Annotated in this window: 12 protein-coding genes; 10 read left to right on the top strand and 2 right to left on the bottom strand. The window is 65.4% G+C overall.

The features are described from left to right. Nucleotides 1-7 precede the first annotated feature (7 nt). Nucleotides 8-2,170, top strand: a complete 2,163-nt coding sequence (locus V7R84_RS05500) for a RecQ family ATP-dependent DNA helicase (protein ID WP_338572887.1) — start codon at nucleotides 8-10, stop codon at nucleotides 2,168-2,170. A 195-nt stretch (nucleotides 2,171-2,365) separates the two neighbouring features. Here V7R84_RS05500 and V7R84_RS05495 read toward each other — a convergent pair whose 3' ends face one another. Further along, nucleotides 2,366-4,237 (bottom strand): phosphoenolpyruvate carboxykinase (GTP), encoded by a 1,872-nt coding sequence (locus V7R84_RS05495; protein ID WP_338572886.1) that lies wholly within the window; start codon nucleotides 4,235-4,237, stop codon nucleotides 2,366-2,368. Nucleotides 4,238-4,452: 215 nt separating this feature from the next. Here V7R84_RS05495 and clpB point away from each other — a divergent pair, with 215 nt between their 5' ends. Then, on the top strand, nucleotides 4,453-7,038 hold the full coding sequence (gene clpB, locus V7R84_RS05490) for an ATP-dependent chaperone ClpB (RefSeq protein ID WP_338572884.1): 2,586 nt from the start codon (nucleotides 4,453-4,455) through the stop codon (nucleotides 7,036-7,038). Nucleotides 7,039-7,085: 47 nt separating this feature from the next. Here clpB and V7R84_RS05485 read toward each other — a convergent pair whose 3' ends face one another. Next, on the bottom strand, nucleotides 7,086-8,075 hold the full coding sequence (locus V7R84_RS05485) for an Lrp/AsnC family transcriptional regulator (RefSeq protein WP_338572882.1): 990 nt from the start codon (nucleotides 8,073-8,075) through the stop codon (nucleotides 7,086-7,088). Nucleotides 8,076-8,135: 60 nt separating this feature from the next. On the opposite strand from V7R84_RS05485, the gene V7R84_RS05480 reads away from it, so the two are divergent. From V7R84_RS05480 to V7R84_RS05445, 8 genes are read left to right on the top strand one after another with little or no spacing between them, the layout of a single operon-like run. Further along, nucleotides 8,136-8,447 carry a hypothetical protein gene (locus V7R84_RS05480; protein WP_338572880.1) on the top strand — a complete coding sequence of 104 codons (312 nt, stop codon included), beginning with the start codon at nucleotides 8,136-8,138 and terminating at the stop codon, nucleotides 8,445-8,447. Next, nucleotides 8,444-9,487 (top strand): 2,4-diaminopentanoate dehydrogenase, encoded by a 1,044-nt coding sequence (gene ord / locus V7R84_RS05475; protein WP_338572877.1) that lies wholly within the window; start codon nucleotides 8,444-8,446, stop codon nucleotides 9,485-9,487. Before V7R84_RS05480 ends, ord begins: the two co-directional genes overlap by 4 nt. Nucleotides 9,488-9,521: 34 nt before the next feature. Then, nucleotides 9,522-9,806: a 2-amino-4-oxopentanoate thiolase subunit OrtA gene (ortA, locus tag V7R84_RS05470; RefSeq protein ID WP_338573837.1), complete on the top strand. Its 285-nt coding sequence runs from the start codon at nucleotides 9,522-9,524 to the stop codon at nucleotides 9,804-9,806. Then, on the top strand, nucleotides 9,803-11,215 hold the full coding sequence (gene ortB, locus V7R84_RS05465; protein ID WP_338572874.1) for a 2-amino-4-oxopentanoate thiolase subunit OrtB: 1,413 nt from the start codon (nucleotides 9,803-9,805) through the stop codon (nucleotides 11,213-11,215). Before ortA ends, ortB begins: the two co-directional genes overlap by 4 nt. Before the next feature lie 12 nt (nucleotides 11,216-11,227). After that, nucleotides 11,228-11,599 (top strand): ornithine aminomutase subunit alpha, encoded by a 372-nt coding sequence (locus V7R84_RS05460; RefSeq protein ID WP_338572872.1) that lies wholly within the window; start codon nucleotides 11,228-11,230, stop codon nucleotides 11,597-11,599. Nucleotides 11,600-11,601: 2 nt separating this feature from the next. After that, nucleotides 11,602-13,815 carry a D-ornithine 4,5-aminomutase subunit OraE gene (gene oraE, locus V7R84_RS05455; protein ID WP_338572869.1) on the top strand — a complete coding sequence of 738 codons (2,214 nt, stop codon included), beginning with the start codon at nucleotides 11,602-11,604 and terminating at the stop codon, nucleotides 13,813-13,815. Nucleotides 13,816-13,823: 8 nt separating this feature from the next. Next, complete coding sequence (locus V7R84_RS05450) at nucleotides 13,824-15,191, top strand: glutamate mutase L (protein ID WP_338572866.1); 1,368 nt, start codon at nucleotides 13,824-13,826, stop codon at nucleotides 15,189-15,191. Continuing rightward, nucleotides 15,188-16,270 carry an alanine/ornithine racemase family PLP-dependent enzyme gene (locus V7R84_RS05445; protein ID WP_338572863.1) on the top strand — a complete coding sequence of 361 codons (1,083 nt, stop codon included), beginning with the start codon at nucleotides 15,188-15,190 and terminating at the stop codon, nucleotides 16,268-16,270. The genes V7R84_RS05450 and V7R84_RS05445 overlap by 4 nt, the downstream gene beginning before the upstream one ends. The last annotated feature ends 48 nt before the right edge of the window (nucleotides 16,271-16,318 follow it).

The following is a 16,318-nucleotide window of genomic DNA, read 5'->3' as shown; positions in this document are numbered from 1 at the left end:
TTCGTGCATGGAGCAGAACCGGGTCGCCGAGCAGGACGGAACACGCACCTTGGCGTGCGAATTGCTGCGGAAATTCACGGGACGTGAGGACGCGGTCTTCCACGACGGGCAGTACGAGGCCATCGAGGCCCTCGTCGTCCATCACCGGCGGGCCCTGGTGGTGCAGCGCACCGGCTGGGGAAAATCGGCGGTCTACTTCATAGCCGCGCTGCTGCAACGCCGAGCGGGCGCCGGTCCCGCGCTGATCGTCTCCCCGCTGCTGGCGTTGATGCGCAACCAGGTGGAGGCCGCCGGGCGCGCCGGGGTACGGGCCGCCACCATCAACTCGTCGAACGTCACCGACTGGGAGGAGATCGCCGAGGCCATCGAACAGGACCTCCTCGACGTCCTCCTGGTCTCCCCGGAACGCCTGGTCAACCCCCGATTCCGGGACACCCAGCTGCCTCATCTGCTCGCGCGGGCGGGTCTCGTGGTGATCGACGAGGCCCACTGCATCAGTGACTGGGGCCACGACTTCCGTCCCGACTACCGGCGGATCCGTTCTCTGGTCCGGGAGCTGCCGGACCGGGTCCCGGTGCTGGCCACCACCGCGACGGCCAATCAGCGAGTGGTCACCGACGTCGCCGAGCAGCTGGCCGTCGGCGGGCGCGAGGTGTTCACGCTGCGCGGGGCCCTGGCGCGCGACTCCCTGCGGCTCGGGGTGCTGGAGCTGGGTTCGTCGGCGCGGCGGCTGGCGTGGCTGGTCGAGCATCTCGGTTCGCTGCCCGGCAGCGGCATCGTCTACTGCCTGACCGTCGCGAACGCCGAGGACACCGCGGCGGCTCTGGTGGCCGCCGGGCACCGGGTCCTGCCGTACACGGGTCGCACGGACCTGCCCGAGCGGGTCGCGGCCGAGCAGGCCCTGCTCGCCAACGAGGTGAAGGCCCTGGTGGCCACCTCGGCGCTGGGGATGGGATTCGACAAGCCCGATCTCGGGTTCGTGGTCCACCTCGGCGCCCCGAGTTCCCCGGTGACCTACTACCAGCAGGTGGGACGCGCGGGCCGCGCCACCGATTCCGCCGACGTGCTGCTGCTCCCGGGTAGCGAGGACCAGGAGATCTGGCGGTACTTCGCCACCAACGCCATGCCCACCCGGCAGCGGGCCGCATCGGTGCTGGAGGTCCTGGCGGCCTCGGACGTGCCGCTGACCGTGCCGGCCCTGGAGTCGCGGGTGGAGCTGCGTCGCGGTGCCCTGGAGCTGCTGCTGAAGGTGCTGGCGGTCGACGGTGCCGTGGAGAACCGCGCCGGGGGATGGGTGGCGACCGGCGCGGACTGGATCTACGACGAGGAACGCTACTCGCGCATCGCCGCCGCGCGGGTCGCGGAGCAGCAGGCCATGCTCGAATACGAGACCCTCGGTCACGCCCGGTGCCGGATGGAGTTCCTGACGGCGGCACTGGACGATCCGCACTCGAGGTCCTGCGGGCGCTGCGACACCTGTACCCGGCCGTGGTACCCCACCGGGGTGACGGCCAAGGCGCAGGTCGCGGCGCAGTCGGCGCTGGAACGGGTGGGGGTGGCCCTCGAACCGCGCACCCTGTGGCCGCCCGGGCTGGATCGTTTCACCGGCGTCATGGGCGGCGAGCTCGTCAAGGGCCGGATCCCGCTGGCGGAACGCGTCGAACCCGGCCGCGTCGTGGCCCGCCTGACCGACCTCGGCCACGGCAACGCGCTGCGCCAGCTGTTCACACCTGATACCGACGGCAACCCGGTCGACGCCGAGGTGCCGCCGCCGCTGGCCGGGGCGTGCCTCCAGGTGCTCCGCGAATGGGACTGGGACGAGCGTCCAGCCGCCGTCGCCTGGGTTCCCGGCCTGTCGCGTCCCCGGCTGGTCGCCGCCCTGGGGGAAGGACTGGCCAGGGCCGGTCGGCTTCAGGTCCTCGGGCCCCTCGGACTGGCGCCCGGCGCTGCCCCGCTTCCCAGGGCGAACAGCACGTTCCGGGTGCGGGACCTGTGGACCCGGTTCCACGTCACCCCGCAACAGGAGGTGGCGCTGGCTGCCCTGTCCGGGCCGCTACTGCTCGTCGACGACCTGGTCGATTCGCGGTGGACCATGACGGTCGCGGGACGTCTCCTGAAACGGGCCGGGGCGAGGGCTGTTCTGCCCTTCGCCCTCGCCGCCATGGGGTGAACTGGAGATAGCGCGGATGAACTCCTGCGAGGGCTCCTGCCCTGGGCCCTCCCCGGATTGGTTCGCTTGCCTTCTGGTCGTGTGCTTGCGCTGTAGCGCTGGCGTTTTTGGCGGGAAGGGTGGTGTGCGGGGCGGGGCTGGCTGAACACGGTGTGGGTGGGGTGGCATCCACCCCACCCACACCGGTGGGAGCAGTCAGCGTTCGCCGATGATGTTCATGGCGATGTGCCACAGCTCGTCGTGGATCTCCTGGGGGACCTTCAGACCCAGTGACCTGAGCCAGCGACGCACGCGTGGCAGCTCGTCGGCCCATTCGTTGGGAACGTAGCGCAGCACCTGCTCCAGGTGCTCGTCACTGATGTCCAGACCCTCGACGTCGATGTCCTTCTTCTCCGGCAGCAGGCCCGCCGGGGTTTCGATCGCCTCGACCCTGCCCTCGAGGCGTTCCACGATCCACTTCAGGACCCGGGAGTTCTCACCGAAACCGGGCCATAGGAACTTGCCCTCGGAGTCGCGCCGGAACCAGTTGACGTAGAAGATCTTCGGGAGCTTGTCGGGAGCGGTGCGCTCTCCGAGGTCGATCCAGTGCCTGAAGTAGTCGCCGACGTGGTAGCCGATGAACGGCAACATCGCCATCGGGTCACGGCGCAGCACACCGACGGCGCCCTTGGCTGCCGCGGTGGTCTCGGAAGAACAGGTGGCGCCCATGAACACGCCGTGCTGCCAGTTTCTGGACTGTGCCACCAGCGGGATGGTGTTCTCGCGGCGGCCGCCAAAGATGATGGCATCGACGGGCACGCCCTTCGGATCGTAGAACTCCTCCGAGAGGATCGGGCACTGCGAAATCGGAGTGCAGAAGCGTGAGTTCGGGTGCGCCGCCTTCTCGCCCGGACGACCTCCCTCGGGGCCACCCTCGGGTGTCCAGGAACGTCCCTTCCAGTCCGTGAGGTGTTCTGGGGGCTGCTTGGTCTTCCCCTCCCACCACACGTCACCGTCGTCGGTGAGCGCGACGTTGGTGAATATCGAGTGCCCGGCCTCGATGGCTGCCATGGCGTTGGGGTTGGTGTCGGTACTCGTACCCGGGGCCACGCCGAACAGGCCGGTCTCCGGGTTGACGGCGTAGAGCCTGCCGTCTTCGCCGAACCGCATCCAAGCGATGTCATCGCCGAGGGTCTCCACCTTCCAACCCGGCAGGGTGGGTTCCAGCATGGCCAGGTTCGTCTTGCCACAGGCCGACGGGAAGGCCGCACACAGGTGGTAGGACTTCCCCTCCGGCGAGGTGATCTTGAGGATCAGCATGTGCTCGGCCAGCCAGCCCTCATCGCGACCCATCACGGAGGCGATCCGCAGGGCATAACACTTCTTGCCCAGCAGGGAGTTGCCGCCGTAGCCGGAGCCATAGCTCCAGATGGTTCGTTCCTCGGGGAAGTGGACGATGTACTTGATGTCATTGCAGGGCCACGGTACGTCCTTGACCCCAGGGGGCAGGGGCATCCCGACGGAGTGGAGCGCGGGCACGAAGTCCGCGTTTGTGCGCTCCATGGCCTCCATCACGTCAGTGCCCATCCGGGTCATGATCTTCATGGAGATCGCCACGTAGGCCGAGTCGGTGATCTCGATACCGAATTTCGGTGAGGGGGCGTCGATGTGTCCCATGCAGAAGGGAATGACATACATGGTGCGTCCCACCATGCAACCGTTGTACAGCTTGGTCAGGATGGTTTTCATCTGCTTGGGGTCCATCCAGTTGTTGGTGGGGCCGGCGTCGTTCTCGTTGACGGAGCAGATGAAGGTGGAATCCTCGACGCGAGCCACATCGTCGGGATCGGTGCGGGCGTAGACGGAACCTGGTTGCTTGTCAGGATTCAGCCGCATGAGGGTGCCGGCCTCCACGAGTTTCTCCACGAAGCGCTCGTACTCCTCGTCGGAGCCGTCGAGGAAGTGGATGGCGCTGGGATTGGTCAGGGCTGCGACCTCCTCCACCCACTCGATGACGCGGGGAAGCTTCGGAACACGCCCCGTGACGGGGATGGTGGTGGTCAAACCGTTCTCGGTGAGGTGGGACATGTGGTTCCTTCCAGTCAGCACTTCGGTGGGCGACTGGACGACGCCAGGGATGCGTCGGGGCGTTCCCGCCGTCGTCCATGTCTGAGCCTAGCCCTTGAAACCTGTTTTGTGACCATGAAGGGGGAAAGGGTCGTAATCCGGATGCGCATCAGAGCTATTCGGAATCAGGTTGAGCGTGGTAGACTCAACTTTGTAATTCGCTCTCTGGAGGACTGGTGAACACTGAGAAACTGACCACCAAGAGCCGCGACGCCGTGACCGCGGCGGTGCGGCAGGCTCTTACCGCGGGCAACCCGTCCGCGGAACCCGTGCATCTGCTGCATGGGCTGCTGCTCACTCCCGACAACACCGTCGGGCACCTGCTGACTGCAGTTGGTGCCGACCCGGCAGCTGTTGATGCCCAGGCTGTTGAAGCCATCTCCAAACAGCCGTCCAGCACCGGCAGTTCCGTGACCCAGCCGACGGTCTCGGGTGCCCTGGCGCGCGTACTGGCTACGGCAGAGACCCTGGCTGAGCAGCTCGGCGACCAGTTCGTCGCCACCGAACATCTACTGATAGCCCTCGCATCCGTCGAATCCCAGGCGCGAAGCATTCTGACCCGTGCTGGGGCTGTCCCCGAGAAACTGACCAAGGTGTTTGAGGAGGCGCGCGGTGGCAAGCGCGTCACCTCCGCGGAATCCGAGGGCGGTGAGTCGGCCCTCGGCAAGTACTCCATCGACCTGACTGAGCGCGCCCGTTCCGGCAAGCTCGATCCCGTGATCGGACGTGACCAGGAGATCCGTCGCGTCGTTCAGGTGCTGGCGCGTCGAACCAAGAACAACCCCGTCCTGATCGGTGAACCCGGGGTCGGCAAGACCGCCGTCGTCGAGGGGCTCGCCATGCGCCTGGTGGAGGGCGACGTTCCAGACTCTCTGAAGGGGCGTCGCTTGGTTTCCCTGGATCTCACCTCGATGGTGGCCGGGGCCAAGTACCGGGGTGACTTCGAGGAGCGTCTCAAGGCGGTCCTGAGCGAGATCAAGGAATCCGAGGGGCAGATCATCACCTTCATCGACGAGCTGCACACCGTTGTAGGGGCCGGTTCCACTGGAGACGGTGGGATGGATGCGGGCAACATGCTCAAGCCCATGCTCGCCCGCGGCGAGCTGCGAATGATCGGCGCCACCACGCTCGACGAGTATCGGGAGAGGATAGAAAAGGATCCCGCGCTGGAGCGCCGCTTCCAGCAGGTCTACGTCGGTGAGCCCTCCGTGGAGGATGCCATCGCAATCCTGCGTGGGCTGCGGGAACGTTACGAGGCGCATCACAAGGTGCGCATCACTGATTCCGCGCTGGTGGCCGCCGCCGCCTTGTCGGATCGCTACATCACCAGCCGGAAGCTTCCTGACAAGGCCATCGACCTGGTGGACGAGGCTGCCTCGCGGCTGCGCATGGAGATTGACTCCAGCCCTGAGGAGATCGACATGCTGCGCCGCGACGTGGACCGCATGCTGATGCAGGAACTGCACCTGAAGAACGAGGAGGATGCCGCATCCCGTGAACGCCTCGCCGCGCTGCGCTCCGAGCTCGCTGATGCTCAGGAGGAGCTGCGTGGGCTGGAGTCCCGCTGGGAGCAGGAGAAGTCCGGGCTGAACCGGGTCGGCGACCTCAAGGAGAAGATCGATGCGCTGCGCGTGGAGGCCGACAAGGCGCAGCGTGCCGGCGACCTGGGGCGTGCCTCGCAGCTGCTGTACGGGGAGATTCCCCTCATCGAACAGCAGCTCGTCGACGCGGAGAAAACCGACGCGGAGAAAACCGACGCGGACGACTCCCGCATGGTCTCCGACGAGGTCTCCGAAACTGATATCGCCGAGGTCGTCGCGGCCTGGACGGGGATTCCTGTCGGGCGGATGCTGCAGGGTGAGTCCGAGAAGCTGTTGCGCATGGAGGAGAGGCTCGGTGAGCGGCTCATAGGTCAGCGCGAGGCCGTCAAGGCCGTCTCTGATGCGGTGCGGCGTTCCCGCGCCGGGATCTCCGACCCGAACCGGCCCACCGGATCGTTCCTGTTCCTCGGCCCCACCGGTGTCGGAAAGACCGAACTGGCCAAATCGCTGGCCGATTTCCTGTTCGACGACGAGACCGCCATGGTGCGCATCGACATGAGTGAGTACTCCGAGAAACACTCGGTTGCCCGTCTGGTCGGCGCCCCTCCCGGGTACGTCGGCTACGAGGAGGGTGGGCAGCTCACCGAGGCCGTGCGTAGGCGTCCCTACTCCGTGATCCTGCTCGATGAGGTGGAGAAGGCCCACCCGGATCTGTTCAACATCTTGTTGCAGGTCCTCGACGACGGTCGTCTCACCGACGGCCAGGGGCGCACGGTCGACTTCCGCAACACCATCCTCATCCTCACCAGCAACCTCGGGTCGCAGTACCTGGCCGACCCGCTACTGAATGACGGGGAGAAGAGGGAACAGGTGATGGGGGTGGTGCGCTCTGCATTCCGGCCCGAGTTCCTGAACCGGCTTGACGACATCGTCATGTTCGATCCTCTGAGCCGCGAGGACCTGCGCAGGATCGTCGCGATCCAACTCGAACGGTTGGGCCGCCGCCTGGCTTCTCGCAGGATCACCGTCGAGGTCACCGACGCCGCGGCCGACTGGCTCGGCGAAGTCGGCTTCGACCCGGTCTACGGCGCCCGTCCGCTGCGACGCCTGGTGCAGACCGCCGTCGAGGACCAGCTTGCTCGCGGGTTGCTGTCCGGGCAGATCCACGACGGTGAGATGGTCCGTTTCGACCGGGTCGACGACGGCATCGCCATCGTGTGACGACACCGGCGCCCGGGGAGCTGAAAACTCCCCGGGCGTTTCCCTACTCAGGGACCGAAGACCGGGGGCACGAGCTGCCCTGTGCAGCTACCATCCGGTTTCAGCAGCCACCCCATCGACTTGTGACTGCGCATGTGCACGACGGTTTCGTCGGGGGCCAGGCCGGGGATGGCGGAGGCGATCGAGGACTCGAGGGCGGCCATGGAGCCGATGTGGTTGACGCGGAAGTTGACGCGCAAGTTGTTGCTTCCCGTGATCCAGAAGCAGGATCGCAACGAAGGTTGTTCCTTCAGCAGTTCGATGACTCGGTTCTTGTAGTTGAAGGCGACCGTCGTCAACCAGGTGCACTCCAGCTGCCAGCCCGCCAACTCGGGGGCCGCGTCACACCGCATGATGATGTTCTGGTTCGCCAGAAGCCGCCGCATTCGCCGGTGCACCGTGCTGGTCGGCATATCGAGTTCCTGGGACAGTGAGGCGACGCTGGCCCTGCCGTCGCGGGCCAAGGCCTGGGCCAAAGCCAGGTCGGCGGCATCGAGTCCCGCCTGCGTTCTGTCAGGCGTGCGCTGGGGGATGGCCTGGTTGACCTGGCGCTGGGTGAGGATGTTCGCACGCCAGGATTCCGCACCGACGATGACGTTGGTCACCAGCGAGCTGCGGGTCCCGTACACTCCCTCGATTCCCCCGATCCAGTCGATGATCAAGGTGGTCAGTGTCACCATGTCGGGGGCCATGATGGTCAAGAGGATGTCGCGTCGTCCCGTGGCCTCGTCGACGCTTGTGATCAGCGGATGCGCGCACATCTGTTTGGTGGCGGAGGCCAGGGACTTGGTCCGACAGTCGACCTCAACCACCGCGGTGAACCGGTGCTCCAGGTTCGGATGGGTGCAGATCCAGGCCAGTCCCTTCTCCACCAGATGATTCCAGCGGTTCGCCACCGTCGTCGGAGACAACTGGAGGATTTCGCCAGCCTTCGACCAGGAGATGCGGGGATCGATCTGCAGCAGATTAACCAACTGGAGATCCGTCTCGTCCCTCACAGCCGCCTCCTGCCTGGGAGGTTTCGTGTTTCAAGATGTTGACGATGGGAAGATCTCAAATTGTCAGCCTTTGTCGCAATCGAATCCGGTGTTCTCGGGATGATTCCCTGCCGTCGCGGATACCGTGAAGGGGCAATGGTCAGCGGCGACACCTTCACGATGGTGAACCGACGAACATCCGTGTGGATGCCGGTCGGGCAAGCGGCCCAGGACATGGCGAACATAGTAACCACCGGATTGGAAGGAGAAAGTGGCGGTGGTCGGGCCGGTCCTTGGTTCGCCGGAGAAGGGGTGTGCTTGTTCCGGAGGGCCGGGACACTGGTACGCCGCGTCCCAGCTGAGGCGGAACAACAACTCGAGGGAGAGAAGTGAGCAAGAATCAGCGAATCCGCGTGGCCCAGTGGGGCCTCGGGGCGATGGGTCAGGGCGTTGCCAAGGTGATCCTGGCAAAGGAAGGCCTGGAACTGGTCGGCGCATTCGACATCAGTCCCGATCTCGTGGGCAAAGACGTCGGCGAGGTGCTCGGTGTGGCCCCGGCTGGTGTGAAAGTCAGCAACGATCCGGCCAGCATCCTCGACCCGGAGAAGGTGGACGTCGTCACCATCGCCACCACATCCTGGGTTAAGAAACAGCTTCCTGACCTGAAGGCAATCATCTCCGCGGGCATCAATGTGGTCAGCATCGCCGAGGAGATGGCCGCCCCCGAGGCGCAGAACCCCGAGGAGGCGGCTGAACTGGACGCGCTGGCCAAGGAACACGGTGTCTCCGCCATCGGTGTGGGTGTCAACCCAGGCTTCGTGCTCGATCATCTCGTCGTGGTGCTGACCGCCGGCAGCCAGGAGGTCACCAGCATCGAGGCCAGCCGTGTCAACGATCTGAGCCCCTACGGGCAGACCGTGCTGTCCACCCAGGGCGTGGGAACCACCCCCGAGGAGTTCAAGGCCGGGGTCGCTGACGGCTCCATCGTCGGGCACGTCGGTTTCCCCGAATCCGTACGCCTGATCAGCGATGCCCTCGGACTCGGCGTTGACCGCGTGGAACAGACTCTCGAACCGATCATCGCGAAGGTGCCGCGCCAGGCCAGGGACCGGGTCATCGAACCCGGGAAGGTCGCGGGCTGCAACCACATCGCCATCGGGTACCGCGGTGACGAGGAGATCATCAAGCTCATCCACCCGCAGCAGGTGGATCCCGGCGCCGAGGGGGTCGACACCGGCGACTACATCACCATCCACGGCGTGCCCGAGATCAGCATGTCCACCGGCCCCGAGATCGCGGGCGGCAAGGCCACAGCAGGCATCGCGGTGAACACCATTCCCCGCATCTTCGCTGCTACCCCGGGCCTCAAGCGGATCATCGACCTGCCGTCGCCGACGGCGCTGATGGGTCCCGAGGCCTACGAGCGCCGGTGACCTGAATCGAGATTGGAGCGATGCAGTGAGTGCAATGAAGGCGGCTCCCGAGGGGGCGTGGGTAGAAATCCAGCAGGTCGTCCTGGCCCCGGAAGAACGGGCGGAGGGGGTGCCGGCGGACACGGCTGCCACCCCGCTGCTGCAGTGGGTTGACGGCTTCCTCACCGCGCCCGCGGCGCTCGGTGAGGAAGCGACCATCCGCACCATCATCGGACGGACCCACACCGGGGTGCTGAGCCGGATCAATCCCGGATACTCGCACAGTTTCGGCGAGACCGTGGACGAGATCCTTACGATCGGGACGGAGTACGAGGCATGAGCAACTCATACAAGGACGTGATGGCCCGCAAGAATGAGATCATGCGTTCCGCCCTGGGGCTGGATTACGACGAGTTCAACATCAGCTCCATCGCCTTTGACTATGAGGCGATGATGGCGGCCACCGGCTACTCCCTCGACGAGGTGGCCGAGATCCAGCGGGCCACCAAGGTCGGCAGGACCCCGTTGCACGAACTGCATCGCCTCACCGAGGCGGTACGGACCATCGCAGGCCCCGGCAAGGGAGCCAGAATCCTCGTCAAGGACGAGGCCGCAAACGCCTCAGGCAGCTTCAAAGCGCGCCGCGCCTCCCTCAGCGCTCACGAGGCCCGCAAGAAGGGCTTCAAGGGCATGGTCACCGCAACGAGCGGGAACTACGGGGCGGCCGTCGCCTCGCAGGCCGCCCAGCAGGGCCTCAAGTGCATCGTGATTCAGGAGGTCTACGACTCCGAGCACATCGGGCAGCCCGAGATCGTCGAGAAGTCCCGGGCCTGTGAGGCCTACGGGGCTGAGGTGGTCAAACTGACGGTCGGCCCGGAGCTGTTCTACGTGCTGCTGCGCACTTTGGAGGAGACCGGCTACTTCAACGCTAGCCTCTACACCCCTTACGGAATCGCGGGGGTGGAGACGCTTGGAGCCGAGATCGGTCGTGAGGTGGAGGAACGCTACGGACGCCAGCCCGACGTGGTCGCGGTCACGCACGCCGGCGGCGGCAACCTGACGGGCACGGCCCGTGGCCTGCGCAAGGTTGGATGCGACCAGACCCAGGTGGTGGCGGTCTCCGTCGACCTCACTGGCTTGCACATGGCATCTGACAAGGACTTCAACAACAAGTCCTTCACTACGGGGCACACCGGTTTCGGGGTGCCGTTCGCCACCTGGCCCGACCGGGTGGACGTGCCGCGCAACGCGGCTCGGGCGCTGCGCTACATGGACGGCTATCACCTGGTCACCCAGGGTGAGGTCTTCTACATGACCGAGTTGCTGACGAAACTGGAGGGTTTGGAGCGTGGCCCGGCCGGCAACACCAGCCTCACGGCGGCCGTCGCCCTTGCCATGCAGATGGACCGTGACCAGATCATCGTCGTCCAGGAAACCGAGTACACCGGAGCGGGCAAGCACCACAACAGCCAGCTGTCGTTCGCGAAGAGTCGGGGCATCGAGGTGAGGCGGGGTGACCCGATGGACAACGTCCCGGGCAAGGCGATCGTCATCCCGGAGCGGCTCGACCAGGTCGCGGGCAAGCCCTTGGATCTCGCAAGGCTGCGCGGCAGCTACATCAGGCATGCCGCCAAGGTGCTGCCCCCCGAGCAGTGGAGTAGCGAGGATGTCGAGTTCCTGGCCGCCGACGCCAACACCACTGAAGAACACGTGCGGTCGCTCGTCCCCAGGGGCATGGGCGGCGAGTAAGCAGGAAGGACGATGATGAACACTGAGGAACAGGAGCGGATCGATCGCTTCGAGAAGTTGCGTTCCGAATTGGCCGGCCTGGACGACGAGGCCCTCAAGGCCAGGTTCTGGGAGCTGTGCCACCAGGTGATGGAGCCGGTGGTGGAGTTGGCCCGCACCCACACCACGCCGTCGATCGAACGGTCGGTGCTGCTGCGCATGGGCATCGACTCGGTCACCACGCACGCCGTGGTCGAGAACGTGCTGAACGCCGGACTGCTAGGCAAAGGAGCGGGGCACGTGGTGCTGCGCCTGTCCAGGCGCGACGGAATTGACATCCGGGCGGCGGCAACCGCCATCGCCGACGATCCGGCCGTGATGGCCGGGCTCTTCGAGGAGAAGTGAGCGTGACCGACAAGCTGGATCCGAACACCAAGATCAACGTGGAGGAGATCCTCGAGGATCTGGAGAACTACCACCCGCCGCGCAAGGGCTGGACCTGGCGCACCGTGCCCGAGGGTGGTGTCGACATGGCGGGATTCCATTTCCGGAACATGTCGGAGCCGCTGAAGAACAGTGTCCCGATGCCCACCGCGAAGTACTTCGAGGGCATCGACCCGCAGCCTGCTCCGGTCGTGACCTCTGAGATTGCATCCGGACACTTTGAGGACGACATCCGTCGCATGCGGATGGCGGCCTGGAATGGCGCCGATCACATCATGGTGATCCGCACCACTGGCCAGAGCCACATCGACGGCCTCATGGAGGGTACCCCCGAGGGCATCGGTGGTGTGCCGATCACCCGCAAGCAGCTGCGCGCCAGTCGTAAGGCCTGTGACCTGATCGAGGAGGAGGTCGGCCGTCCGATCAATTTCCACAGCTACGTTTCCGGTGTGGCGGGCCCCGAGGTTGCGGTGCTGTTCGCGGAGGAGGGCGTCAACGGCGCCCACCAGGACCCGCAGTACAACGTGCTCTACCGCAACATCAACGCCTACCGCAGCTACGTCGACGCGGGCGAGGCCAAGAAGGTCATGAGCGGGGCCCGGATCTTCCAGATCGACGGTGCCCACAACGCCAACGCCACCGCCCGCCAGGGCTGGAAGGTGATGCCCGAGCTCATGGTCCAGCACGGCCTGAACTCCGCCTTCTCCGTCATGGTCGGGATGCCCAAGGACCTCATCGGGCTCTCGACGGTACCGCCAAGCGCCCCACCGACCCCGAAGCTGTGGTTCGATCTGCCCTACGCGGTCGCGCTGCGCGACTTCTTCTCCGAGTACAAGATGCGCGCCCAGCAGAACACCCGCTACATCGAGTCCGACATCAACGAGGCGATCCGGCTGCACGTGGTCGACACGATGATCTCCATGCTCACCAGCGCCGATATCCAGAGCACCATCACCCCCGACGAGGGGCGTAACCTGCCCTGGCACTACAACTCAGTGCGCGGCGTACAGACCGTCAAGCAGACGTGGGCGGCCCTGGACGGCATCAAGGAGCTGCTCACCCTGAACCGGGAGGGACCGCTGGGCGGGATGGTTCGCGACCTCAAGGAACGCGCAATCGGCTTCCTCACCGAAATGCTGCACGCGGGCGGCTACTTCGCGGCCGTGGAACAGGGCTTCTTCGTCGACTCCGCCGAATTCCCGGAACGCAACCATGATGGCATCGCCCGTGATGGGGAAGGTGGCATCTCGGTGGGAACCGTGATCGAACGTGACCCCGACTACCTGGCACCAGTGTGCGACCACTTCGGCAACAACAACCTGCCCAACAGGGTGGGCAAGGCCTGTGACCTGATCGGCGGTTGCACTCTCTGTGAACCGGAGAAGATCGTCTACATTGACGAACTCGATCCGGAAGACAGCGCCCACAAACGGCTCGAACGGACCCGCGAGTACCGCACCGGAAACCTGCTGCGACCCGAGGCGGAATGGGCCGGCGACGGTGTGGCCCTGGTGGAGCTGATGATCCCCGAACGAGCTGAGATCGCCGTCGAGGCGGCCCTCGAGATGGCCAAGCGCATGGGGCTGAGCGATCCCGAGGTCGTCAACCTCCAGGTGCTGCAGCCCGCTGAGGGATGCTTCGTCGAGGTGAAGGGACACGTTGGTTTCGATGTTGACAAGACCGAGCTGACCATCCCCGAGAAGATCGAGCTGCTCCCCGAGGACGAGTTGCGCCAGTTCGTCACCGATCACGAGATCACCGTCGTGGCGGGCACCGTCGGCGAGGACGAGCACAGCGTCGGCATGCGCGAGATTCTCGACATCAAGCATGGTGGTCTCGAGAAGTACGGCGTGAAGTATCACTATCTCGGGACCTCGGTTCCCATCGAGAAAATGGTGGATGCTGCCATTGAGTCGGGTGCGGACGCGATCCTCATCTCCACGGTCATCAGCCACAACGAGGTTCATCGCACGATGATGAAGAAACTCGCCGAGCTGACAAAGGAACGTGGTATTCGCGAGGACAAGGTGCTGATCGCAGGCGGCACGCAGGTCAGCCGCGACATGGCAGCTGAGACCGGTCTGGACGCCACCTTTGGCCGTGGTACCAAGGGAATCGACGTGCTCGATGCGATCGTGCGCACCATGCGCGATCGCGAACTGGGAAAGGCCGGGTGAGTTGAGCGATGCGGGTCGTCACCACCCTTGAGATCGGGTCCACCATCACGAAGGCGAACGCCTTCTCGCTGGAGGACGGAAGGTTCCGGCACATCGGCCAGGGGTTCGCCCCGACCTCCGTCTCCCAGGGGGACGTGAAGATCGGCGTTGACGCGGCGATCGACGAGATGCGGAAAACCTCCGGCATCGAGATCGACACGACGCAGATTTTCGTCAACAGCTCCGCCGCAGGCGGGCTGAAGATGAGCGTCCACGGACTCACTCAGGGGATGACGGCCCGCGCTGCCCGGGAAGCGGCCCTCGGAGCGGGGGCAATCGTTGGCCTGACTACGGTCGGGGCGATTGACTCCTGGGACGTTGAGGATCTCGTCGAGGCGAACCCCAACATCGTTTTGCTCGCCGGGGGAGTGGACTACGGCGAGAAACGAATCGTGGTGGACAATGCTCGGATGATCGCGGAATCCGGGCTGAAAGCTCCGGTGATCTACGCCGGGAACATTGCCGTGCGGCGCCGGGTGCAGGACGTCTTCGCCCGCAACGATGTGGAATTGATGTGCGCCGACAACGTCTTCCCCGACGTGGACGTTCTCCAGATCGAGCCGGTTCGCGCGCTGATTCACGAGGTCTTCAACCAGCACATCGTCAAGGCCCCGGGGATGGCCAGGCTGACGGAGCTCTCTAGCTTTGAGATCCTGCCCACTCCCGGTGCGGTGCTGCTGGCCGCCGAAATCTTCGCAGACACCCTCGGCGATGCCCTGGTGATCGATGTCGGCGGTGCGACCACCGACATTCACAGCGTCACCGAGGGCTCGACTGAGTGGACCAGCCACAGCATCGACCCCGAGCCCCGGGCCAAGCGCACTGTTGAGGGCGATCTTGGTGTCTTCGTCAACGCCCGCCAGGTGGCTGCGATGTCGGGGGAGAGCGACGACGAGGAGCGGCTCGAGTATCTTCGGGCCATTCCCTCCGATGAGAAAGAGGAGGATGTCACCCGCTGGCTGGCCGCCCGTGCTGTTGAGGTCGGGATCCGCAGGCATGTCGGCACCGTCAGCGACCTGTTCACCCCGACCGGCAAGAAGCAGATCGTCCGCGGCAAGGACCTGACCGCAGTGCGCTGGATCATCGGCACCGGGGGAGCATTGACCAGGATTCCTGGCGGGGATGAGATCCTCGGGCGGATCCGTCTCGGTGCAGGTGCCCGACTGCTGCCACCGCCCGAGGCGCGCATCCTGATCGATCGCGATTACCGTTTTTCAGCGCTGGGGACCCTGGCACAGGTCTACCGCGACGAGGTCGCCGCGACCTTCCGGGACTGGGTGACCGGCGAGGTGGGGGAACTACCCGAACCAATCGATGACGAGACCCCGGAAGGATGAACGTGGAAACCCCGAGACTGGAGATCCACATCGACCGGATCGCCCACAACGCCTCTGCCGTGATCTCCCAGTGCGCTGCGCAGGGGATCCGGGTGGCCGCGGTCACCAAGGTCATGCAGGCCCATCCCGCGCTGCTGCGGGCCCTGGAGAGGGTGGGATGCGTGATGCTGGCCGACTCGCGGATCGACAACTTGAAGCGGATAGCGGAGGCGGGCTTGGACCTGCCGACCATGTTGCTGCGGGCCCCGACCCCTGCCAATGCGCCGGAGGCCGTGCGTTGGGCTGATCACACTCTCATCTCCTCGCACGAGACCGCTGAGGCGCTTTCGAATGCCGCCGGGATGGCCGGGGTATGCCACAAGGTCGTGATGATGGTCGATGTCGGCGACCTGCGGGAGGGTGTGTGGCCGGATCGGGCTGTTGAAGAAGTGAGTCGGATCGCCCGGCTGCCTCATCTCGAGGTGGCGGGTCTGGGAACCAACCTCGCCTGCTTCGGCGGGGTGATCCCCACCCGCGAGAAGATGGAGATGCTCGTCGCTCTCAGGGACGAGTGCCGCAGTGCCACCGGACATCCACTGGAGTTGGTCTCCGGTGGGAACAGCGCGAACCTGCCGCTGCTGGCCAGCGGGGAGATGCCCGCAGGCATCAACCATCTGCGCATCGGCGAGGCGATCATCCTGGGCCGCAATGTGCTGGATCGTTCGCCCTGGCCCGGGACCCGGCAGGACACGGTGGAACTGGTCGGCGGGATTATTGAGCTCCAGTGCAAACCGTCGGTTCCGATTGGACGGACCGGGCAGGATGCCTTCGGTAACACCACGCACTTCACCGACCGAGGGTTGAGGCTGCGCGCCATCTGTGACCTCGGTCGCCAGGATGTTGCCCCGGAGGCCATCGAGCCGGTGGACCCGGGCATCGAGGTGCTGGGTGCCAGCAGCGACCATCTGATCATCGACGTCACTGACGCCGAAACCCCCGTGAAGGTGGGTTCCGAGGTCAGGTTCCTGCCCAACTACGGGGGCCTGTTGTCCGCCAGCACATCCCCCCACGTACGAAAAGTGGCCACCGGAAGACCGTGAACGACATCGCCTCCCGGGACTGGTTCTGCCCGGGTGGTTGACGAGACC

Origin of the sequence: Arachnia propionica, assembly GCF_037055325.1 — a bacterium.
Classification (GTDB): Bacteria; Actinomycetota; Actinomycetes; order Propionibacteriales; family Propionibacteriaceae; genus Arachnia.
This window is presented reverse-complemented; position numbering and strand designations above follow the sequence as displayed.